This window comes from Latilactobacillus sakei, assembly GCA_002953655.1.
GTDB classification, from domain to species: Bacteria; Bacillota; Bacilli; order Lactobacillales; family Lactobacillaceae; genus Latilactobacillus; species Latilactobacillus sakei_A.
The window spans coordinates 1,520,116-1,540,237 of record CP025839.1 but is presented as its reverse complement, the minus strand read 5'-3'; the positions used below and the strand labels follow the sequence as shown (position 1 = coordinate 1,540,237).

Below are 20,122 nucleotides of genomic sequence, written 5' to 3'. Positions count from 1 at the left end.
ACCTTTTAAATGGCGAGATTGATCAGGGAGAAAAACATAACTGAAAGTTTTTCATAAGGACATTTAATTGACCACTTTCTAGAGGCTTAAGTTAGTCGGGTCGTTTCCGTTAAAGACGCTTAAAGTTGGAGAATCATCATCTGATTCTCAATCTGGGTGGAACCGCGAAATCAATTCGTCCCTGAGGTGCATATTTGTATGTGTCTCAGGGACTTTTTTTATTGTTGATTACAAAAATAAGAAGGAGTGTTCAAGCATGGCAGAAATTCAATTAACTTTTCCAGATGGTGCTCAAAAAACATTTGAGCAAGCAACCAGTTTACTAGATGTTGCAAAATCAATCAGTACGAGCTTGGCAAAAAAGGCAATCGCCGGCAAATTTAACGGTGAAGTGGTTGATTTACAACAACCACTTTTGGAAGACGGGGCAATCGAAATCATCACTAAAGATGATCAAGCGGTTAACCTCACTGCCACTTGGCATACTGCAGCCTTCGTATTAGCTGCTACTTTAAGTCAACACTATCCAGAAATGCAATTTGGTGAAGTCATGGCAACCGAAGATGGTTTCTACTATGATACAGATAACGAGGCTGGCCAAGTTGCTGTGACAGATTTACCAGAAATTAAATCAGAAATGGCTAAATTAATCCAATCAGGGGCAGCAATTTCACGGGTCAATGTTTCAAAAGATGACGCTAAGCAATTATTTGCCGGCCAAACTTATAAACTTGCTTTATTAGACGAAGTTGAAGCTGATCACGTTTTAGTTTACCAATTAGGTGATTACTCAGACTTTAGCTTAGCACCAATGTTAGGTAAAGTTAGTGACGTTAAATTCTTCGAATTATTATCAGTTGCTGGTGCTTATTGGCAAGGTAAATCAAGTAACCAAATGTTACAACGGATTTACGGAACAGCTTATCCTAAACAAGAAGAACTTGATGCTGATTTGAAACGTCGTCAAGAAGCTAAGGAACGTGATCACCGTGTTATTGGTAATCAATTAGACTTATTCTTCGTTGACCCTAAAGTCGGTGCTGGCCTTCCTTACTGGTTACCAAATGGTGCGACAATTCGTCGTTCAATCGAACGTTACATTATTGACAAGGAAGTTGCTAATGGTTACGAACATGTTTACACACCAATCTTGGCGAACTTAGACTTGTACAAACAATCAGGACACTGGGATCACTATCGTGAAGACATGTTCCCACCAATGGACATGGGCGATGGCGAAATGCTTGAATTACGGCCAATGAACTGTCCATCACATATCCAAGTTTACAAACATCATCCACGTTCATACCGTGAATTACCAATTCGTTTAGCTGAACTTGGTATGATGCACCGTTATGAAAAATCAGGTGCGCTTTCAGGGTTACAACGGGTGCGTGAAATGACTTTAAATGATGGTCACACATTCGTTCGTCCAGATCAAATTCAAAATGAATTCAAATCAATCTTAAAATTGATGATCGAAGTTTACTCAGACTTTAACATCAATGATTACACATTCCGTTTAAGTTATCGTGATCCTGCTAACACAGAAAAATACTTCGATGATGATGAAATGTGGAATAAGGCACAAGCAATGTTGAAGGGTGCCATGGATGATCTTGGCCTAGACTATGTCGAAGCTGAAGGTGAAGCTGCTTTCTACGGTCCTAAATTAGACGTTCAAACAAAGACGGCTATGGGGAATGAAGAAACACTTTCAACAATCCAATTAGACTTTATGTTGCCAGAACGTTTTGACCTACATTATGTTGGTGAAGATGGCGAAATGCATCGGCCAGTTATGATTCACCGTGGTTTAGTATCAACAATGGAACGTTTCACAGCTTACTTAACAGAAATTTACAAAGGCGCTTTCCCAACATGGTTAGCACCAACACAAGCTGTGATCATTCCAGTTAAGAATGATCTTCACTATGACTATGCTAAAAACATTAAAGATGAAATGATTAAACACGGTTTACGGGTTCGGATCGATGATCGTAACGAAAAAATGGGTTATAAGATTCGTGAAGCTCAAACAAGCAAGATTCCATACACATTAGTTGTTGGGGATCAAGAACTTGCACAAGCAACCGTTTCTGTCCGTAAATACGGCGAAGAAAATGCTGCCGAAGAAGCTTCAGACATGTTCATCAATGCAATTGTTGCAGAAGTCGGTAACTACAGCCGAGATGGCAAACAACACGCAAAGCAGATTAATCTATAAAGAGTGCGTTACAACTGGTTGATTCTGAGCATTTGCACAGCCTAGCGAATAAGCGGTATTTACCGCTTATTTGATAGGTGACGCAAAGCGCAGGAATCAAGTTGTAAAAGCACGTTTCAAAAAAGAGTGCGTTCAAAGCGGGTAACTTCTGAGGATTAGCATAGTTAGACGGATAATCGATCAGGTCGATTATTTGGCTAACAGTGCTAAACGCAGGAAGTTGCTTTGAAAAGCACGTTTCAAAAAAGAGTGCGTTCAAAGCGGGTAACTTCTGAGATTTGTGTACAGTAATACCGGTCAGTTATTGGTGATAAATGCTAAAAGCGCGTTAAATCAAATTTATTTTGATTTAACGCGCTTTTTTTATGTATTTTAGTTGTACACAATCAAAAAAGCGGTATAATAATAAATGTAAACGATTTCATAAATAACAATTAATGGGGGTTTTATTATGGCAACTGAAAAATATATGGCAGGTTCTGCAGAAGAAGCATTGGATATTATCAATCTCTATGAATTAGAGGAAGCCGCTGGTAAAGTTGTCCCTAAGGGCGGTTTTGGTTATATCTATAGTGGTGCAGGTGACCTCTATACCATTAATGAAAATATCACAGCATTTAATCATAAATATATCGCACCACGCGTCTTACAAGATATTGAAAATCCAGATACATCAACCGAAATTTTTGGGGATCATTTAACAGCGCCAATCATCATGGCACCCGTTGCCGCACATAAGTTAGTTAATACGCAAGGCGAAGTGGCAACTGCTAAAGGGGTGGCGGAATATGGCTCACTTTTAACGATGAGTTCATTTGCCTCAGCAAGTATCGATGATATGGCAACCGCAGCTGATGGCGCACCACAATGGTTCCAACTCTATATGAGCAAAGATAATGATATCAACCGCAAAATATTAGACGAAGCAATGGCTCATAATGTGAAAGCAATTGTCTTAACGGCTGATGCGACAGTTGGTGGTAATCGTGAAACAGATAAGCGCAATCATTTTACTTTTCCAGTTGGTTTGCCAATTGTTGAAGCCTATCAAACAGGTGTGGGTCAAACAATGGATGCTGTTTACAAATCAGCTAAGCAACGTTTGAATCCTAAGGATGTTGCCTTTATTTCCGAATACACACATTTACCAGTCTTCGTTAAAGGAATCCAAACTGCTGAAGATGTTGAAATTGCCCTTCAAGCCGGTGCTAAAGGTATTTGGGTCTCAAATCATGGGGGACGCCAATTAGATGGTGGACCAGCAGCTTTTGATTCATTACATGTGGTTGCTAAAGCTGTTAATAAACGGGTCCCAATTGTCTTTGATAGTGGTGTTCGCCGTGGTCAACATGTCTTTAAGGCTCTAGCAGAAGGGGCTGACATTGTTGCAATTGGCCGGCCTGTAATCTATGGTTTAGCATTAGGTGGTAGTATCGGTGTTAAGAACGTCTTTGAATATTTACAAAAGGAATTAGAATTAGTGATGCAACTTGCTGGTACGCATAACATAGATGAAGTGAAAGCAACGCAGCTAGTAGATAATCACTACGGTAATTAATTTCTGAAAATCGCTTGGGATTACCTTGACTTTAAAACTTAAACCGAGTATACTTATTTTCGTTGAGAAATAAAGCAGAAGTTCCCGCTTCTCGCCTTAGTAGACACTTGATGTCTCTGGGCTGATAGTTTCTAATTCGGACGAATTAAGTTATCGAATAGCGGGCCTTTCTGTTGAAAGGGCCGTTTTTTGGTGCTTAGCTGCATTTTCTCTCTAAATTTCATGGAGGTGAAGAGTCATAGCAAAAGATTTGATGGTTAACGATGGTATTCGTGCACGAGAATTACGTTTGATTGCTCAAGATGGCGAACAACTTGGTATCAAGAGTACACAGGACGCAATTGCCTTAGCTGAACAAGCTAATATGGATGTTGTCTTGGTTTCACCAAACGCAAAACCACCCGTTGCTCGTATTATGGACTATGGTAAGTACCGTTTCGAGCTTCAAAAGAAACAACGTGATGCTCGTAAGAAGCAGAAAACCATTAGCCTCAAAGAGGTTCGTCTTAGTCCCACAATTGAACAAAATGACTTTAATACAAAGTTGAACAATGCGCGTAAATTCCTTAGCAAAGGCGATAAAGTAAAAGCTTCTATTCGTTTTAAAGGTCGAGCAATTACGCATAAAGAAATTGGTCAACGTGTATTAGAAAGACTTGCTAAAGAAACAGAGGACATCGCTAAAGTTACAGCACGTCCTAAAATGGATGGCCGTAGCATGTTCTTAATGTTAGAACCGCTTAAGGACCAAAAATAAAAATCTGTTTCTGATTTATTAGGAGGAAATATCATGCCAAAATTTAAGACACACCGTGCTTCAGCAAAACGTTTTAAACGTACAGGTAATGGCGGCCTAAAACGCAGCCACGCCTACACAAGTCACCGTTTCCACGGTAAGACTAAGAAACAACGTCGTCAATTAAGAAAATCTGGAATGGTTTCAAATAGCGATATGAGACGTATCCGTCAAATGTTATCAGGCCTTAAATAAGCCATAGCATTTTCGGATTCAAGTAAAAATTAGATCACTACAACAACGCTTTGACGTTGTTTGTTATTCAAGGAGGAAATTCTTATGCCACGTGTTAAAGGTGGAACAGTGACGCGCAAACGTCGTAAAAAGATTTTAAAATTAGCCAAGGGTTATCGCGGCGCTAAACATTTATTATTCAAATCAGCAAATACTCAAGTAATGGTTTCATACCGTTATGCATTCCGTGATCGTCGTCAACGTAAACGTGACTTCCGTAAGTTATGGATTGCTCGTATTAACGCTGCTGCTCGTATGAACGACATGTCATACAGCCAATTAATGCACGGTTTAAGAGTCGCTGAAATCGACATGAACCGTAAGATGTTAGCTGACTTAGCTGTTAACGACGCTGCTGCATTCACATCAGTTGTTGAAGCTGCTAAAGCTGCATTAAACAAATAATTAATAAGACCAAAAAAGAGTCTGGGACAAAACTTCGTTTTGTTCGAGACTCTTTCTTTATAAATTGCATTATTTTTAATGAGAAACGATGATTTTACCTGGTGCATGGTGACTTTCTAATAGTTGATGACCTTCGATAACCCCTTCAAGTGTGAATGGTAATTCTTCAAGGACTGTGACGTGCAATAGCCCTTGATCAACGAGCTCACTTAAATCTTGTAGCGCGGTTAAATCAGGATAGTCACGGCGAGGATAGACAGATTGATAAGTGACACCAGCCACTTGTTCTGCTTCACTTGGCAGGATAGTTGTACTTGTAAAGAAACCATCCGGTTGGACAAGTTCATTCAATAATTCAGTCGATTTTGGATCGCGACTGAGATTGACAGCAATCTTGGCTGTTTGTTTAAAATGACTTAAATCGCCTGGTTGATCATAGGCGATTGTTTCTTGAACGCCGAATGATCGTAAATAATCAAGGTTTGAACTGTGGGCAATGGCAATGACGTTTAAATGAGCAGCTAAGCTGAGTTGGGTAAGTAAACTACCAACAGCACCGCTAGCGCCCATGATAGCAATTGTGTCACCATGTTTAAAGTTCGTAAAGTGCATTAACGTATTATAAGCGGTAATACCGGCACTTGCGAGACCAGCAGCTTCAGCAATGCTGAGACTGGCTGGTTTACGGATAATTTTACTGGTTGAAGCTGTGACAAATTCGCTGTAACCGCCGAGTGGGCGATGATTAATAACCAGTTCGCCAATGCGATAATCGCTGACTTCTGCGCCAAGCATCACAATTTCACCAACCACATCTGTCCCAGGGACGATGGGCATTGGTAAAGGACGTACTGTTTGTTGTGAACCGGTTCTAAGGGCAACATCGTAAGGGTTAAGCCCAAACGCAAGTACTTTGATCAGGACTTGATTTGCCTTTGGCACTGGCTGTGACTGGTTCAATGTTTCAAAAACATCTGGTCCGCCAAAATGATTAAACCCAAATTTTTCCATAACAACACATCCTTTCAATTTCTTTAAACGTACCAGAAAAGCGCTTAAATGTCGATTAGTTTGACTTAGATTGTGAGGAAAATCATTAAAAATTCGAAGGGTAATTAGAATGGACAAATAATTAACCTCGTAAAGGTGCAATTTACTGCTAAATAACCTATAATTAATCAGTGACTAGATTAAAGGAGACAAATGCATGCTAAAGAATTTTAAGCCAACTTGGATGGTTAATGCAATCTACGATTTAACACCAGAACAACTCAAGGCACAAGGCATTAAAGCCGTTTTAACGGATCTTGATAACACCTTAATTGCTTGGAATAATCCGAACGGCACACCGCAACTCAAAGAATGGTTAGCGCAAATGCAAGCCGCTGAGATTACGGTTATGGTGGTTTCAAATAATAATCAGCAACGGGTCCAACGCGCATTGGCCGAATTACAATTACCTTTTATCGCCAGAGCCAATAAACCATTGGCAACGGGGATTGTGAAAGCTAAGAAGCAACTCGGTCTATCACGTCACGAAGTGGTCATGGTTGGGGATCAATTGATTACCGATATGCACGCGGGTAACGTTGCCGGTGTCCGGACAATTCTAGTGAAACCGATTATTGATAGTGACGCTTGGAATACTTCTATTAATCGTTTTTTTGAAAAATATATTATGCAACAACTACTAAAAAAACACGCAGATTTAACTTGGCGGGAGGATTTAAATGACTGAAGAACAACAACAGACTGAAGAAGCACTATTTTGTATTGGTTGCGGTGCTCAGATTCAAACGACTGATAAGGAAGCACTAGGCTATACTCCTAATTCAGCCCTAAAAAAAGGGTTGGAAACGGGGCAGCTTTATTGCCAACGCTGTTTCAGATTACGCCACTATAATGAAATCAGTGATATCAAGTTAAACGATGATGACTTTTTAGCATTACTCAACCAAATCGGTGATAGTGATGCTTTAATTGTTAACGTTGTGGATATCTTTGACTTTAACGGGAGCTTGATTCCTGGATTACACCGGTTTATCGGTGATAACCCAGTAATCTTAGTCGGTAATAAGGTCGATATCTTACCAACTGCCCTCAATCCTAATCGCGTTATCAATTGGATTCAAAAAGAAGCAAAGGAACATGGCTTACATCCAATTGAAACGATGTTGGTCAGCGCTAAAAAAGGGAACTCAGTCGATGACTTACTAGCAGTCATCGAACGGGAACGAAAAGGGCGCGACGTCTATGTGGTGGGGGTAACTAACGTTGGTAAATCAACCTTAATTAATCGCATCATCAAACAGACTGGAATTTTGGATAACGATGTGATTACGACGTCACAATTCCCAGGAACAACATTGGATCGGATCGATATTCCATTATACGAAGATGACCATGCTTTAATTGACACGCCAGGGATTATTCATGCGCAACAAATGGCGCATTACTTACACGATAAGGATCTGCGCTTAATTGCCCCTCAAAAGCAAATTAAGCCTAAAGTTTATCAATTAAATGAACAACAAACATTGTTCTTAGGCGGCTTGGCACGTTTTGATTATCTTCAAGGGCCCCGCCACGGTTTTGTTGGTTACTTTGATAATGAACTTTACATCCATAGAACAAAATTAGAAAATGCGGATAATTTCTATGTTAGACAGTTAGGTGATTTATTACAGCCACCTCATCCAGAAGACTTAGCAGATTTTCCAGACTTACAACGTTATGAATTTTCAACAAAAGAAAAGAGTGATTTAGTCTTCGCCGGTTTAGGCTGGATTACATTACCAGAAAACGTGGTTGTCGCCGGTTATGCACCAAAAGGCGTTTCAGTGATGATCAGAAAAGCACTTATTTAGGTTAGCGAAGGGAGTAACGCGCGTGTTAACAGGTAAACAAAAGCACTATCTTAGAGGATTAGCGCAAACAACAAAACCATTATTCCAATTAGGTAAGAATGGTTTGTCAGAAGCTTATTTTGAACAAATCGAAGAAGCTATCGAAAAACGAGAATTAATCAAGATTAATTTATTGCAAACAACAGAGGTAACGGTTGATGAATTAGCCAACTTCTTGAAGCAACACGATAATCGGATTGAAATTGCCCAAAAAATTGGCCGCACATTAGTCATTTATAAGGCATCACGTAAAGAAAAATACCAAAAAATTTCAACGATTGTTACCAAGCTCGGACGTTAATAAGGCGGTGATGAGATGCAAAATGCAACATTAAAAAAAGTGCACGGTGTATCAGAGTCAAAACCGTCTGTCTTAGTTGTCGAAGATAAACAACGACAACAAGTCGGCATCATGGGGGGGACCTTTAATCCACCACATTTAGGTCATCTAATCATGGCTGAACAAGTGGGGACGCAATTAGGGTTGGATAAAGTTTTATTCATGCCGGATGCGACCCCGCCACATGTCGATACCAAAAAAACGTTACCCGCTAAACATCGTGTTGAAATGGTCAAACGGGCGATTGCTGATAATCCACTTTTTGAATTATCAATGGTTGAAATCGAACGCGGTGGTGTCAGTTATACGTATGACACGATTGTAGCGTTAAAGAAACAATACCCCAATACGGATTTTTATTTTATCATTGGTGGCGATATGGTTGATTATTTACCGACTTGGCACCGGATTGATGATTTAGTGCAACTTGTGCAGTTTGTCGGTATTCAACGCACAGGCTACAGTCGCCAGACGCCTTATCCCGTGTTGTGGGTTGATGCACCACTTGTCGATATTAGTTCAACTCAGATTCGCAATAAGGTGCAACAGGGTTGTTCAATTCGCTACTTGGTACCGACTAAAGTAGCGGATTATATTGAGGAAGAAGGGTTATACCGTGAGTGATTTTACTTACCAAGAAAATATTGTGCCGTATACACGCGCAGAACTAGCGCAAAAAGTGGCTGCCAATCTATCTGAGAGCCGGTTTCAACATTGTTTACGCGTTGAAGAGACTGCGATTAAGCTCGCTGAGCTTAATCATGCCGATGTTGAACGGGCAGCGATTGCTGGTTTGGTGCATGATTATGCCAAGCAATTACCAGATGAAGTCTTTATTGAAGCGATTCATGAAGCTGGCTTTGATCCGGAATTGTTACAATACGGTAATGCAATTTGGCACGGTGTTGTTGGTGCTTACTTCATCGAACGCGATTTAGGCATTCACGACGAAACCATTTTAAACGCGGTGCGTCGCCACACCATTGGTGCTCCAGAGATGACAGTTATCGACCAAATCTTATTTGTCGCTGACTTCATCGAACCGGGCCGTGATTTTCCAGGTGTAGTGCAAGCGCGGGAAACTGCCTTTGCTGATTTAGCGGCTGGCGTACGGTTTGAAATTTTAAATACGTTGACCTTTTTAATTGAAGGGCAAAAGAAGATTTATCCTAAAACAATTGACACATACAATGCTTGGGTGCCAACTCAAGCCCATTAAAGGAGAACATTAGTGAAAAGTTTAGACTTATTAAAAATTGCTGTTAAAGCAGCAGACGGTAAAAGAGCAGAAGATATTGTGGCATTAAACATGGAAGGGATCAGTTTATTAGCTGATTATTTCGTGATGATGACTGGTTCTTCAGAACGTCAATTAGATGCCATTGTGGACGCTATTGAAGATGCTGAAGAAGAAGCTGGTTTAATGGTTAAGAAAATTGAAGGTAAAAAAGGTTCACGTTGGATCTTAATGGATTTTGGCGACCTCGTCATCAACGTCTTCATGCCAGAAGAACGTGCATTATACAACCTTGAAAAACTATGGGATGAAGCACCAATGGTTGATGTTTCAGAATGGTTAACAGAAGAATGATTTACCAAAGTTTCGCAACGGTCTATGACCGCTTAATGGATCATGAATTATATGGCCAATGGCGCGATTACACATTACAAACGTTGCAAAATCAACACCGCGTTTTAGAGCTCGCTTGTGGGGCTGGGGATTTAGCCATCCTTTTAAAACAAGCCGGGTTGGACGTTGTTGGCTTGGACCTTTCAACCGAAATGTTGACTATTGCGTCTGAAAAAGCGACTGAAGCCGGCGTGAGTTTTCCATTATTGCAAGGCGACATGTTAGACCTTAGCGAGGTGGGCACATTTGATGCGATCACTTGTTTTGACGATTCAATCTGCTACATGCAAGATTTGGATCAGGTCCAACAAGTCTTTAAACAGGTTTATCAACAACTGGCAGAGGGCGGTCAATTCCTATTTGATGCGCATTCACTCTATCAAATGGACGTTTTATTCCCCGGTTTCATGTATAATGACCGAACCGAAGAGACGGCCTTTATGTGGACGAGTTATGAAGGCGAAGTGCCGCATTCAGTTGAACATGATTTAACCTTCTTCGTTTGGGACGAACAACTTGGTGGTTACCAAGAATTAAACGAATTACATCATGAACGGACGTATCCAATGGCCGACTTTGTAGCGGCTTTAGAAACGGTCGGCTTTAAACAAATTAAAGTCAGCGCTGATTTTGGCCAAGAAGCGGTTCAAGATGACAGTGTTCGTTGGTTCTTCAGCGCGGTTAAATAGAGGTTAGGATGAGAATTACAGGAATTATTGCGGAGTACAATCCGCTACATAATGGGCATATCTATCAACTTCAACAAGCGCGCCAGCAATCCCAAGCGGATTTAGTGATTGTCTGCATGAGCGGGAATTACGTTCAGCGCGGGCAAGCAGCGCTTTTGGACAAGTGGACGCGGGCTGAATTAGCGTTGCAAAATGGGGCGGATATGGTGGTCGAATTGCCATTTGTGAGTGCGGTGCAACCAGCAGATCGTTTTGCCACGGGGGCGGTGCAACTGCTAGCAGCGCTTGGCTGTCAGACGATTGCCTTTGGCAGTGAACAACCGACATTTGATTATCAACAAGCGGGGCAGCAGATTATCGACTTACCTGAGCAATCTGCTGCTTTTGTTGACTATCAAAAAACGTACGCAACACAGCTGAACGAGTTCTATCAGGAACAGTTATCCTTGCAGATTGATCAACCAAACCATCTATTAGGGATTAGTTACGCCGTCGCTAATGCACGGCTAGCGCAACCATTAAACTTATTGGCTATCAAGCGAGAACAAGCACAACATGGTGATCAGACCATTTCAACGGCACCGTACGCAAGTGCGAGTGCGATTCGCCAGGTTGTGACGCAAGGCACCGCTTTAGCAGCCTTACAACACGTTGTACCAGCCGGAACGCTAGCAGCCTTAGCGGATAGTACGCTTCTTACAGAAGACCAACTATGGCCACTCTTAAAATACCGCATCGAGAGTCTGTCGCTGGCACAATTACGGCAGGTCTACCAGATGTCAGAAGGTTTGGAATACCGTTTCAAAAAGGTGATTCATAAAGCCAATAGTTACACCGAGTTATTACAAGCTCTAAAAACAAAACGATACACGTATGCCCGACTTCAACGGGTTTGCCTATATGTTTTATTAAACATTCAACCAGCGGATATTCAACAGGGACTTCAACGGCCCTATATTCGTTTGTTGGGCTTTAACGAGATTGGGCAGCAACACTTACACCAGTTGAAGAAGACGACTGAGCTTCCCATTATCAGTAAGGTTTCCGCCAAAATGGGGGCCGAAACTGGTTTATTGGGCTTAGAAGTCCGTGTCGATCGCTTGCGTGAACAATTTGGCTGGCAGTCGCAAAACTTTGCCAGACAACCGATTTTTTATCATGGAAAGGATGAAGCGCATTGTTAAAATGGTCAGTACAAGCATTACAAAAGCATCGTGAACACCCGCTTGCTTTTGAAGAAACAGTTGATTTAGAAAAGCAACTCCACGAAAGAGAAAATGATGTTTTGGCAGCCACGCCGTTTGTCATCAGTGGTCAATTAACCGTTGATCGCCGGGCCATCATTGCTGACTTACACGTGGTTGGGCAATTAACGGTGCCATCAACCCGAAGCTTGAATCCAGTGGCCCTCCCACTTGATTTTACGTTCACTGAAATTTATGTGGACCCAACGGATGAAGAATTATCACGTTTCCCTGATGAGGACATGTTATTCCCATTAGAAGGTGAAATGTTAGATATGCAAGTGGCGGTTGAAGATCATATCCTATTGCACATTCCCAGTCATATTTTGACACCGGAAGAAGAAAATGAAGATGTGATGCCAACTGGTCAAGCTTGGTCAGTAATCTCTGAAGAAGAATACGCGAAGCAACAAGCAGAAGAGGCCGAGGCACCTAATCCAGAATTAGCTAAGCTCAAAGCATTGTTAGAAGCACAAGAAAACGACGCCGATTAAGACGGGCGTCTTTTTTTGCACTTATTTATAAAATGGACCGGCCCAAATGGATTAAAATGCTTTTCTTTAGTGAACAATTCTGCTAACATAATCAGAGTAAGTGTATTAAGCAATTTGAGAAGATAATACACCATTAAATTAGAACTTATTAGGAGGCCTTTTACATGAGTCAACCACAAATCGGTGTTATCGGGATGGCAGTTATGGGCAAGAACTTAGCATTGAATATTGAAAGCCGCGGTTATACAGTTGCCATTTATAACCGGACTGGTGCTAAGACAGAAGCTGTGATGCAAGATCATAGTGAAAAGAAATTAGTCGCAAGTTACACAATCGAAGACTTCGTTAAATCATTAGAAAAACCACGTCGGATTATCTTGATGGTTAAAGCTGGTGCTGGTACAGATGCCGTCATCAACGAATTATTACCTTTATTAGATAAAGGTGATATTTTAATTGATGGTGGGAACACCTTCTTCGGCGATACAATTCGGCGCAATGCCGAATTAGACAAATCAGGGATTAACTTTATTGGTATGGGTGTTTCCGGTGGCGAATTAGGTGCCTTAGAAGGTCCTTCAATGATGCCAGGTGGCCAAAAAGAAGCTTATGATTTAGTGGCCCCTATTTTGGAACAAATGTCAGCTAAAGCTGAAGACGGCCAACCATGTGTCACATACATCGGCCCTAACGGTGCTGGTCACTATGTCAAAATGGTCCACAATGGGATTGAATATGGCGACATGGAGTTAATCTCAGAAAGTTATAACTTGTTAAGAAACGTTGTTGGTTTATCTGTTGAAGAAATCGCTGATGTCTTCAAAGAATGGAACCACGGCGAATTAGACAGTTACTTGATGGAAATCACAGCTGACATCTTGACCCGTAAAGACGATTTAGGCACAGACAAGCCAATCGTAGACGTTATTTTAGATGCTGCTGGTAACAAAGGGACTGGTAAGTGGAGTTCACAAAGCGCCCTTGAATTGGGTGTGCCACAATCATTGATTACAGAATCAGTTTACGCCCGTTATATCTCAGCAATGAAGGACGAACGGGTAGCTGCAAGCAAGATTTTACCTGCCCCAACAGTTGCTAAGTTAACTGAAGACAAGAAAGAATTGATCGAAAAAATTCGTCAAGCACTTTATTTCAGTAAGATCATGAGTTACGCACAAGGTTTCGAACAAATGCGGGTGGCTTCAGATCAATATGACTGGTCATTAAACTACGGCGAAATCGCTAAAATCTGGCGTGCCGGCTGTATCATTCGTGCCCGTTTCTTACAAAAGATTACGGATGCTTTTGATAAGAAAGCTGACTTAAATAACTTATTATTGGATGATTACTTCTTAGATATTACGAAGAAGTATCAAGGTGCTGTTCGGGATATTGCGGCATTGGCAATCCAACAAGGTGTGCCTGCTCCTGGTTTAACCGCTGCTATCACATACTTTGATTCATATCGTTCAGAAGTATTGCCAGCTAACTTAATCCAAGCACAACGCGATTACTTTGGTGCTCATACTTACGAACGGACAGACCGCGAAGGTATCTTCCATTATACATGGTACAAAGAACAATAATTTTTAATCGAATCTAAAGAATCCAGACGAAAGCCTCATTTTCGTCTGGATTTTTTTGAGGCGTTACCAATTGCGTTATTGTGGTGCTTAAATAATCAGGGGGACGTGCTTTGCAGCGAGATTTGTTAGTTATTTATGAGGAACTATGCTAAAATGAATGAGTAAGTGGCTACTACTGACGAGTTGATTCTTAGAGAATTCTTATCTACGAAGAACGTTCAGCGTGGACATTAAATTTCTTTTTTAGGGAGTGACTAAATGAGTCGCATATTAATTATTGAAGATGAGAAAAATTTAGCCCGGTTTGTTGAGCTTGAATTAAAGCACGAAGGCTATGAGACCGAAGTACATTTCAATGGGCGTACTGGTTTAGAAGCTGCTTTAAACGAAGACTGGGATTCAATTTTATTGGATCTAATGTTACCTGAATTAAATGGGTTAGAAGTTTGCCGACGGGTTCGACAAGTTAAAAATACACCGATTATCATGATGACAGCGCGCGATTCCGTTATTGATCGGGTATCAGGGCTTGATCATGGTGCTGACGATTATATCGTTAAGCCATTTGCGATTGAAGAACTTTTAGCCCGGCTACGCGCTTTATTACGCCGGATTGATATTGAGGGTGAACATAATGCTGCCAAACAAACAACGGTGACTTATCGCGATTTAACAGTCGAAAAAGAAAATCGTATCGTTCGCCGTGGCGATGATATTATTGAATTAACGAAACGTGAATACGAATTACTATTAACCTTAATGGAAAACGTTAACGTGGTCTTAGCGCGGGATGTCTTGTTAAGCAAGGTCTGGGGTTATGATTCCGACGTTGAAACAAACGTGGTCGATGTTTATATTCGTTATTTGCGGAATAAAATCGATCGAACGGGCGAACAAAGCTATATTCAAACCGTTCGGGGAACTGGATATGTGATGCGCTCGTGATAACAAATGACTTAGAGACACCCAGTGAAAATAATAATAAGGGTCGTAAAATATCGTTAAAGGTGAAATGGGCAGCTGCAGTTGGGTTGGCCATTTTTATCACCTTTGCGATTTTTTCAATTGTGATTTTCAGTAGTATTTCGAACATTTTATTGCATAAGGAAGTCGATAATGTTCACGATACAGTGACTGTCATCCAACAACGTTTGGGGCGCCCGGAAAAGACGCTAACATCAGAATTTGTTGCTGAACAATTAGATCCAGCCCCTAGAGATTCTAAAGCAATTTATCAAGATTCGGTTTTAATGCGTTTGGCACAGCAGGATACGACGGTTAAAGTTTACGATCAAAATCGGCAAGGGTTATTCGCCTCACGTGGTCGAGCCACCTCTTTTCCAAAGCAAGACACCGATGTCTTAAAGCGGGAGCATATTTTTGGGAAGATTCATTTAATCGGGATTCGCCCCATTAAGACTGCTAACACGAATCGCACCATCGGTTATGTTGAAGTGACTAATAATCTAAGGGATTATAATCATGCGATGCTGGAATTGCGGATCGTTCTGGTGGTTGTTGTGTTATTTGCAATGTTGTTTAGTGCTGTAATTGGTTACTTATTAGCCAATCGTTTCTTGCAGCCGATTGAGGCAATGAAGCAGACGATTGAAGCTATTAATGTTGAACCAAATTCGAATGTGCGGATTCCGGAAACTAGGCGGAGTCAAGATGAACTTTCGGACCTGGTCATTGCGTTTAATGAAATGTTAAATCGGATTCAGCATTACTTTGAACAACAAGATCAATTTGTGAGCGATGTCTCGCATGAATTACGGACCCCGGTTGCGATCATTGAAGGTCACCTCCAATTATTGAATCGGTGGGGCAAAGATGATCCGGAAGTCTTGTCGGAATCTTTAGCAGCTTCTTTGCAAGAAATTTTACGGATGAAGAACTTGATTCAAGAGATGTTAGATTTAACGCGGGCTGATCAGGCGGTGACACAAGGCACTACTGAGGTGACGGATGTTGGGAAAGTCGTTTTACAAAATTATCATAATTTTGAGATGCTCTATCCTGAATTTACGTTTATTTTAGATGATGATTTGCATGGTCAAGCTTTAGTCAATATTAACCGGAACCACCTTGAGCAAATCATGATTATTCTATTGGATAACGCGATTAAATATTCAACGACGCGCAAGGAAATTCATATCGCGGTGGCTAACGATGAACGTTATGCGCAAGTTGCTGTCCAAGATTTTGGTGAAGGGATTTCGGAAGAAGATAAGAAAAAGGTTTTCCACCGGTTCTACCGGGTTGATAAGGCTCGGAGTCGGGAAAAAGGCGGTAATGGGTTAGGATTAGCCATTGCCCAACAATTAGTTGAAGGCTACGATGGTAATGTCTCACTTGAAAGTAGTGTCGGACATGGGTCGGTCTTCCGGATTGAATTACCACTCGTTAGAGAAACAAAGGCCGCACCAGAAGAAGATACTGATTAAAAAAAGAGTGCGTTTCAGGCGGTTATTTTGTAGCTAACTGCAACAATATGCCCGAAAAAGCACGATTAACAAAAAGAGTGTGTTGTCAGTGGTTAGCTTTTGAGCACTTGCAGAACTTGGCGAATTGGTGATAAAATCACCGGTTTGATAAGTTTAGCAAAGCACAGAAAGTTACTGACAAAAGCACGTTTAAACCATCAATATTCGGATATCAAAAAGAGGCTCAGACAAAATTATTTTGTCTGAGCCTCTTTTAGTATTTCTAATTATGCTTGTGGTTTGTGGCGTTGTTTGCCTGAGTTACGTTTGCCTGTTTCAGAAGGCGTCGTTGCCTTATTGGTGTGCGTGGTTTCTGGTGTTACAGGTGTTTCAGTTGCTTTAGCAGCTGCTTTTTTGGTGAACATGTCTTTTGTGACGACTGTGACGATTGGTTTTTCTTTGATTTCTTGATCAATACGTTTTTTAACACGGGGCATGATGATGAAGGTTGTGATCATTTGTTGAATAATCATAATCATCCCGCCGGCAAGGAAGTAAAGTGCTAACCCAGCTGGTGCGAATAACGAAATGAAGAATGTAATCGCAGGACTCATAAGGACGGTTGTTTGCATTTGTTTCTTTTGTTCAGCGGGCATCCCAACTAGTGAGAGGGCGCTTTGACCAACGTAAAAGAGGGTCGCAATAATGGTGATAATGATATTGGGTTGACCTAAGCCAATCCCGAAGAAATGACTACTTGAAATTTCGGGTGAGTATTGAATCGCTTGGTATAAACCAGAGAAGATTGGTAATTGAATTAATAAGGTTAAACAGCCAAGGCTAGGCATCATACTTGAATCATTTTCCTTATAAACCTTCATCATTAATTGGCTTAATTCGGCTTTTTCTTCAGGTGTTGTGGCAACCTTTTGTTGTGCTTGAACGATATCTAATTGTGGTTTCAAACGACGCGTTTTTTCTTGTTGCGCAGTCATTTTATTTGATTGGTTAAGCATTAATGGGAGTAAAATCATCCGCACCACGAAGGTGATGATGATGATCGCCCAGCCGTAACCATTGATGCCGCCGAAGAAATCAGCGATGCGTTCCATAATATGTTGTAATGGGACGGCGATGTATTTATAGGATGAACCATAGATGAAGCCAGTTGGGACTTTAGGATGGCTACTCATTTTTTGTGGCATACAGCCGGATAGAAATAATGTAACGGTCATTGCTAGCATCGCAAGTGTTGCGAAGCGTTTTGAATTTTTCATAAATTTAGCCCTTTCAAGATAAGTTTCAATAAGTGTAACTATACTGTAAGGGGCAACGTTTTTCAACCGACAACTGAAAATTTATGACACGCTGACACATCTTGCAAGGGTGTTTGAACAACACGATCAACGCGCCCACTAGGGGTCGGAGACGCTTTAACGGCGCCAATGAACTGTTCCAAAATGGCATCGGGGCCCATTGCGATAATTTTGACAGAACCATCGGGTTGGTTAGAGACGGTGCCAGTAATCCCTAATCGATCGGCCACCAGTTTAGTTGTCCAGCGGAAGCCGACACCTTGAACCCGGCCAAATACATCTAATTGGACTGCTTTTTGCATATTAATCACCTCTAGTCCATTGTAATCGCTTGGCGGTGATTTGGCGATTAAAAAGCAAGGCGTTGGCCCCATAGAATTTACAGGCCAAGTCGCGTATAATAGAAAGTACTAAATAGACTGGAGCACAACATGGAATACATTCAATCGAACCAAAATACTAAGATTAAAGCGGCTAAGAAATTAACCGTCAAGAAAAACCAACGTAAAGAAAATACTTATTTATTAGAAGGCTGGCATTTAGTGCAAGAAGCCATCCAAAATAAAGCAGTGATTCGCCAAGTCTTTGCCACCGAAAAATACGTTGATGAACGCGCCTTACGTGGTTTATATGATGATACTTTTGAAATCGCACCGGAAGTAGCCCAACACCTTAGCGAAACAAAAGCGCCACAAGGGATTTTTGCCGTTGTTGAAATGTCAGAAACACCAATGCCTGAAAAATTAACGGGTCGTTACTTATTATTAGACGCCGTTCAAGATCCTGGTAATATCGGCACGATGATTCGGACTGCAGATGCTGCTGGCTTTGCCGGTGTGGTTTTAGGGAATGGGAGTGTTGATCTATACAATCCTAAATTATTGCGGTCAATGCAAGGCAGTCACTTCCATTTACCAATCTATCAAGGTAACTTAATGGACTGGATGAAGAAATTCAACTCACAAGACGTACCGGTATATGGAACAGAATTAAACCCCGAAGCCATCAGTTATCAAGATGTGCCTAAGACCGCCGATATGGCTTTGATTTTAGGTAATGAAGGAAACGGTGTTGCCAAAGATGTCTTAGCAGCTACGACCCAAAACCTTTACATTCCAATTCCTGGGAATGCAGAATCATTAAACGTTGCAGTTGCTGCCGGGATTTTAATGTTTAAATTGATTGAAGGCTAATTCTTAAGTTTTCTTAATGAAGCGTTTTTTTTGAAGCAAATGACTTCTTTTTTAATCAAAAAGCTGTTATTCTTGTGGCAGAATTTGAATTTGAATTTAAATCAGTCAGGAGTCTTTGAATGAACGCAACAGCTAAGTGGTATCAAGATGCAGATTATATGGCACTGATCGCCGATTTGTTAGAAAAAGAAGAAGTTCAAAAATTAGCAAATTACACACAGCATCATCATTCGGATCGTTTAGAACATTCACTCAGTGTTTCTTATCGAAGCTACGAGCTTGCCAAGAAATGGCATCTTAACGTCCGCTCAGTTGCCCGCGCAGGCTTATTACATGATTTGTTCTATTACGATTGGCGCGATACGAAGTTTGATCTGGGGACCCATGCTTATGTGCACCCACGGATTGCTCTTCGGAACGCTGAGAAGTTAACTGAATTGTCACCAATGGAAAAAGATATTATTGTTAAACATATGTGGGGCGCAACTGTCAGCCATCCTAAATATCGTGAGAGTTATATCGTTTCATTAGTTGATGATTATTGTGCGATTACTGAATTTTGTTCGCCACTGTGGTCAAAATTCAAACAAAAAGTACGCCATCAATCAGCGGCCACACAAACCAACAAATAAAAGATGCCCCAATCCTCAAGGTTGCTTTTTGCAACCTTTTTGAGTACACTTATTAATAATAAGTGTGAGGTGAGTAATGATGAGTATTGTAAAAGAAAATGCTAATTCTGACTGTCAAGAGACCTTCCAACTCTGTCCTAAATTTGAAAAAACATTCTCAATTTTAGGCAAGAAGTGGAATGGTCTGATCATTGATGTATTATTAGAAGGGGGCGCACAGCGCTTCAAGCATTTGGTTCATAGTGTGCCCAAGTGCAGTGATCGTGTGTTAGTTGAACGCTTGAAAGAATTAGAGCAAGCGGGCATCGTTGCTCGCATAACGAGTGCTGATTCATCGTTGATTGAATATCAACTAACTGAAAAAGGCGAATCGCTAGCACCTGTTATGGATGCGGTCCATAATTGGTCTGACCAATGGTGCGATACGAACGACTAGTTGCTTAATC

The 20,122-nt window shown here is 41.1% G+C and carries 23 protein-coding genes; 20 read left to right on the top strand and 3 right to left on the bottom strand.

What is annotated here, in order from left to right; genetic code table 11:
* Nucleotides 1-256: 256 nt before the first annotated feature.
* The 5 genes from C0213_07695 (at nucleotide 257) to C0213_07675 (ending at nucleotide 5,220) form a co-directional block, all read left to right on the top strand.
* Nucleotides 257-2,227, top strand: coding sequence for a threonine--tRNA ligase (locus tag C0213_07695; protein ID AUX12305.1), 1,971 nt, complete (start codon nucleotides 257-259; stop codon nucleotides 2,225-2,227).
* Nucleotides 2,228-2,678: 451 nt separating this feature from the next.
* Nucleotides 2,679-3,785, top strand: coding sequence for a lactate oxidase (locus tag C0213_07690; GenBank protein ID AUX12304.1), 1,107 nt, complete (start codon nucleotides 2,679-2,681; stop codon nucleotides 3,783-3,785).
* A gap of 253 nt (nucleotides 3,786-4,038) precedes the next feature.
* Nucleotides 4,039-4,542, top strand: coding sequence for a translation initiation factor IF-3 (locus C0213_07685; protein AUX12303.1), 504 nt, complete (start codon nucleotides 4,039-4,041; stop codon nucleotides 4,540-4,542).
* A gap of 33 nt (nucleotides 4,543-4,575) precedes the next feature.
* Entirely contained in the window at nucleotides 4,576-4,776 is a 201-nt protein-coding gene (locus tag C0213_07680) for a 50S ribosomal protein L35 (protein AUX12302.1), read from the top strand.
* An 84-nt stretch (nucleotides 4,777-4,860) separates the two neighbouring features.
* Nucleotides 4,861-5,220, top strand: coding sequence for a 50S ribosomal protein L20 (locus C0213_07675; GenBank protein ID AUX12301.1), 360 nt, complete (start codon nucleotides 4,861-4,863; stop codon nucleotides 5,218-5,220).
* Nucleotides 5,221-5,295: 75 nt separating this feature from the next.
* Here C0213_07675 and C0213_07670 read toward each other — a convergent pair whose 3' ends face one another.
* Nucleotides 5,296-6,231, bottom strand: a complete 936-nt coding sequence (locus C0213_07670) for an NADP-dependent oxidoreductase (GenBank protein AUX12300.1) — start codon at nucleotides 6,229-6,231, stop codon at nucleotides 5,296-5,298.
* A 196-nt stretch (nucleotides 6,232-6,427) separates the two neighbouring features.
* Between C0213_07670 and C0213_07665 the strand changes: the two genes are divergently transcribed.
* From C0213_07665 to C0213_07610, 12 genes are all read left to right on the top strand, one after another.
* The gene (locus tag C0213_07665; GenBank protein ID AUX12299.1) at nucleotides 6,428-6,958 is read left to right on the top strand and encodes a YqeG family HAD IIIA-type phosphatase; all 531 of its coding nucleotides are present in this window, start codon (nucleotides 6,428-6,430) and stop codon (nucleotides 6,956-6,958) included.
* Nucleotides 6,951-8,087, top strand: coding sequence for a ribosome biogenesis GTPase YqeH (locus C0213_07660; protein ID AUX12298.1), 1,137 nt, complete (start codon nucleotides 6,951-6,953; stop codon nucleotides 8,085-8,087). The genes C0213_07665 and C0213_07660 overlap by 8 nt, the downstream gene beginning before the upstream one ends.
* A 22-nt stretch (nucleotides 8,088-8,109) precedes the next feature.
* The gene (locus tag C0213_07655; GenBank protein ID AUX12297.1) at nucleotides 8,110-8,427 is read left to right on the top strand and encodes a ribosome assembly RNA-binding protein YhbY; all 318 of its coding nucleotides are present in this window, start codon (nucleotides 8,110-8,112) and stop codon (nucleotides 8,425-8,427) included.
* A gap of 15 nt (nucleotides 8,428-8,442) precedes the next feature.
* Nucleotides 8,443-9,090 (top strand): nicotinate-nucleotide adenylyltransferase, encoded by a 648-nt coding sequence (gene nadD / locus C0213_07650; GenBank protein AUX12296.1) that lies wholly within the window; start codon nucleotides 8,443-8,445, stop codon nucleotides 9,088-9,090.
* Nucleotides 9,083-9,685, top strand: a complete 603-nt coding sequence (locus C0213_07645; GenBank protein AUX12295.1) for an HD domain-containing protein — start codon at nucleotides 9,083-9,085, stop codon at nucleotides 9,683-9,685. The genes nadD and C0213_07645 overlap by 8 nt, the downstream gene beginning before the upstream one ends.
* A 12-nt stretch (nucleotides 9,686-9,697) precedes the next feature.
* A complete protein-coding gene (rsfS, locus tag C0213_07640) occupies nucleotides 9,698-10,057 on the top strand; it encodes a ribosome silencing factor (protein ID AUX12294.1) in 360 nt (119 codons plus the stop codon).
* Complete coding sequence (locus C0213_07635; GenBank protein ID AUX12293.1) at nucleotides 10,054-10,785, top strand: class I SAM-dependent methyltransferase; 732 nt, start codon at nucleotides 10,054-10,056, stop codon at nucleotides 10,783-10,785. The genes rsfS and C0213_07635 overlap by 4 nt, the downstream gene beginning before the upstream one ends.
* 8 nt (nucleotides 10,786-10,793) lie before the next feature.
* Nucleotides 10,794-11,969: a nucleotidyltransferase gene (locus C0213_07630; GenBank protein AUX12292.1), complete on the top strand. Its 1,176-nt coding sequence runs from the start codon at nucleotides 10,794-10,796 to the stop codon at nucleotides 11,967-11,969.
* Entirely contained in the window at nucleotides 11,963-12,523 is a 561-nt protein-coding gene (locus tag C0213_07625; protein AUX12291.1) for a DUF177 domain-containing protein, read from the top strand. The genes C0213_07630 and C0213_07625 overlap by 7 nt, the downstream gene beginning before the upstream one ends.
* A 164-nt stretch (nucleotides 12,524-12,687) precedes the next feature.
* Complete coding sequence (locus tag C0213_07620) at nucleotides 12,688-14,109, top strand: phosphogluconate dehydrogenase (NADP(+)-dependent, decarboxylating) (protein AUX12290.1); 1,422 nt, start codon at nucleotides 12,688-12,690, stop codon at nucleotides 14,107-14,109.
* Nucleotides 14,110-14,367: 258 nt separating this feature from the next.
* Nucleotides 14,368-15,054 carry a DNA-binding response regulator gene (locus C0213_07615; protein ID AUX12289.1) on the top strand — a complete coding sequence of 229 codons (687 nt, stop codon included), beginning with the start codon at nucleotides 14,368-14,370 and terminating at the stop codon, nucleotides 15,052-15,054.
* Nucleotides 15,051-16,556, top strand: coding sequence for a two-component sensor histidine kinase (locus tag C0213_07610; GenBank protein AUX12288.1), 1,506 nt, complete (start codon nucleotides 15,051-15,053; stop codon nucleotides 16,554-16,556). Before C0213_07615 ends, C0213_07610 begins: the two co-directional genes overlap by 4 nt.
* Nucleotides 16,557-16,822: 266 nt before the next feature.
* Here C0213_07610 and C0213_07605 read toward each other — a convergent pair whose 3' ends face one another.
* Both C0213_07605 and C0213_07600 read right to left on the bottom strand, forming a co-directional pair.
* Nucleotides 16,823-17,812 (bottom strand): insertase, encoded by a 990-nt coding sequence (locus tag C0213_07605; protein AUX12287.1) that lies wholly within the window; start codon nucleotides 17,810-17,812, stop codon nucleotides 16,823-16,825.
* A 62-nt stretch (nucleotides 17,813-17,874) separates the two neighbouring features.
* Nucleotides 17,875-18,153: an acylphosphatase gene (locus C0213_07600; protein ID AUX12286.1), complete on the bottom strand. Its 279-nt coding sequence runs from the start codon at nucleotides 18,151-18,153 to the stop codon at nucleotides 17,875-17,877.
* 129 nt (nucleotides 18,154-18,282) lie between these two features.
* On the opposite strand from C0213_07600, the gene C0213_07595 reads away from it, so the two are divergent.
* The 3 genes from C0213_07595 to C0213_07585 all read left to right on the top strand — a co-directional run bounded on the left by C0213_07595 (nucleotide 18,283) and on the right by C0213_07585 (nucleotide 20,112).
* On the top strand, nucleotides 18,283-19,044 hold the full coding sequence (locus tag C0213_07595) for an RNA methyltransferase (protein ID AUX12285.1): 762 nt from the start codon (nucleotides 18,283-18,285) through the stop codon (nucleotides 19,042-19,044).
* 119 nt (nucleotides 19,045-19,163) lie between these two features.
* Nucleotides 19,164-19,676, top strand: coding sequence for an HD domain-containing protein (locus C0213_07590; GenBank protein ID AUX12284.1), 513 nt, complete (start codon nucleotides 19,164-19,166; stop codon nucleotides 19,674-19,676).
* A 79-nt stretch (nucleotides 19,677-19,755) separates the two neighbouring features.
* On the top strand, nucleotides 19,756-20,112 hold the full coding sequence (locus tag C0213_07585; GenBank protein AUX12830.1) for a transcriptional regulator: 357 nt from the start codon (nucleotides 19,756-19,758) through the stop codon (nucleotides 20,110-20,112).
* Nucleotides 20,113-20,122: the final 10 nt, after the last annotated feature.

What these genes read in the sequence shown, in the direction of transcription:
- C0213_07665 (AUX12299.1), top strand. Translation starts at nt 6,428, where the DNA reads ATGCTAAAGAATTTTAAGCCAACTTGGATGGTTAATGCAATCTACGAT.
- C0213_07620 (AUX12290.1), top strand. Translation starts at nt 12,688, where the DNA reads ATGAGTCAACCACAAATCGGTGTTATCGGGATGGCAGTTATGGGCAAG.
- C0213_07675 (AUX12301.1), top strand. Translation starts at nt 4,861, where the DNA reads ATGCCACGTGTTAAAGGTGGAACAGTGACGCGCAAACGTCGTAAAAAG.
- C0213_07680 (AUX12302.1), top strand. Translation starts at nt 4,576, where the DNA reads ATGCCAAAATTTAAGACACACCGTGCTTCAGCAAAACGTTTTAAACGT.
- C0213_07590 (AUX12284.1), top strand. Translation starts at nt 19,164, where the DNA reads ATGAACGCAACAGCTAAGTGGTATCAAGATGCAGATTATATGGCACTG.
- C0213_07630 (AUX12292.1), top strand. Translation starts at nt 10,794, where the DNA reads ATGAGAATTACAGGAATTATTGCGGAGTACAATCCGCTACATAATGGG.
- C0213_07660 (AUX12298.1), top strand. Translation starts at nt 6,951, where the DNA reads ATGACTGAAGAACAACAACAGACTGAAGAAGCACTATTTTGTATTGGT.
- C0213_07585 (AUX12830.1), top strand. Translation starts at nt 19,756, where the DNA reads ATGAGTATTGTAAAAGAAAATGCTAATTCTGACTGTCAAGAGACCTTC.
- C0213_07635 (AUX12293.1), top strand. Translation starts at nt 10,054, where the DNA reads ATGATTTACCAAAGTTTCGCAACGGTCTATGACCGCTTAATGGATCAT.
- C0213_07595 (AUX12285.1), top strand. Translation starts at nt 18,283, where the DNA reads ATGGAATACATTCAATCGAACCAAAATACTAAGATTAAAGCGGCTAAG.
- nadD (AUX12296.1), top strand. Translation starts at nt 8,443, where the DNA reads ATGCAAAATGCAACATTAAAAAAAGTGCACGGTGTATCAGAGTCAAAA.
- C0213_07690 (AUX12304.1), top strand. Translation starts at nt 2,679, where the DNA reads ATGGCAACTGAAAAATATATGGCAGGTTCTGCAGAAGAAGCATTGGAT.
- C0213_07605 (AUX12287.1), bottom strand. Translation starts at nt 17,812, where the DNA reads ATGAAAAATTCAAAACGCTTCGCAACACTTGCGATGCTAGCAATGACC.
- C0213_07670 (AUX12300.1), bottom strand. Translation starts at nt 6,231, where the DNA reads ATGGAAAAATTTGGGTTTAATCATTTTGGCGGACCAGATGTTTTTGAA.
- C0213_07695 (AUX12305.1), top strand. Translation starts at nt 257, where the DNA reads ATGGCAGAAATTCAATTAACTTTTCCAGATGGTGCTCAAAAAACATTT.
- C0213_07615 (AUX12289.1), top strand. Translation starts at nt 14,368, where the DNA reads ATGAGTCGCATATTAATTATTGAAGATGAGAAAAATTTAGCCCGGTTT.
- C0213_07685 (AUX12303.1), top strand. Translation starts at nt 4,039, where the DNA reads ATGGTTAACGATGGTATTCGTGCACGAGAATTACGTTTGATTGCTCAA.
- C0213_07600 (AUX12286.1), bottom strand. Translation starts at nt 18,153, where the DNA reads ATGCAAAAAGCAGTCCAATTAGATGTATTTGGCCGGGTTCAAGGTGTC.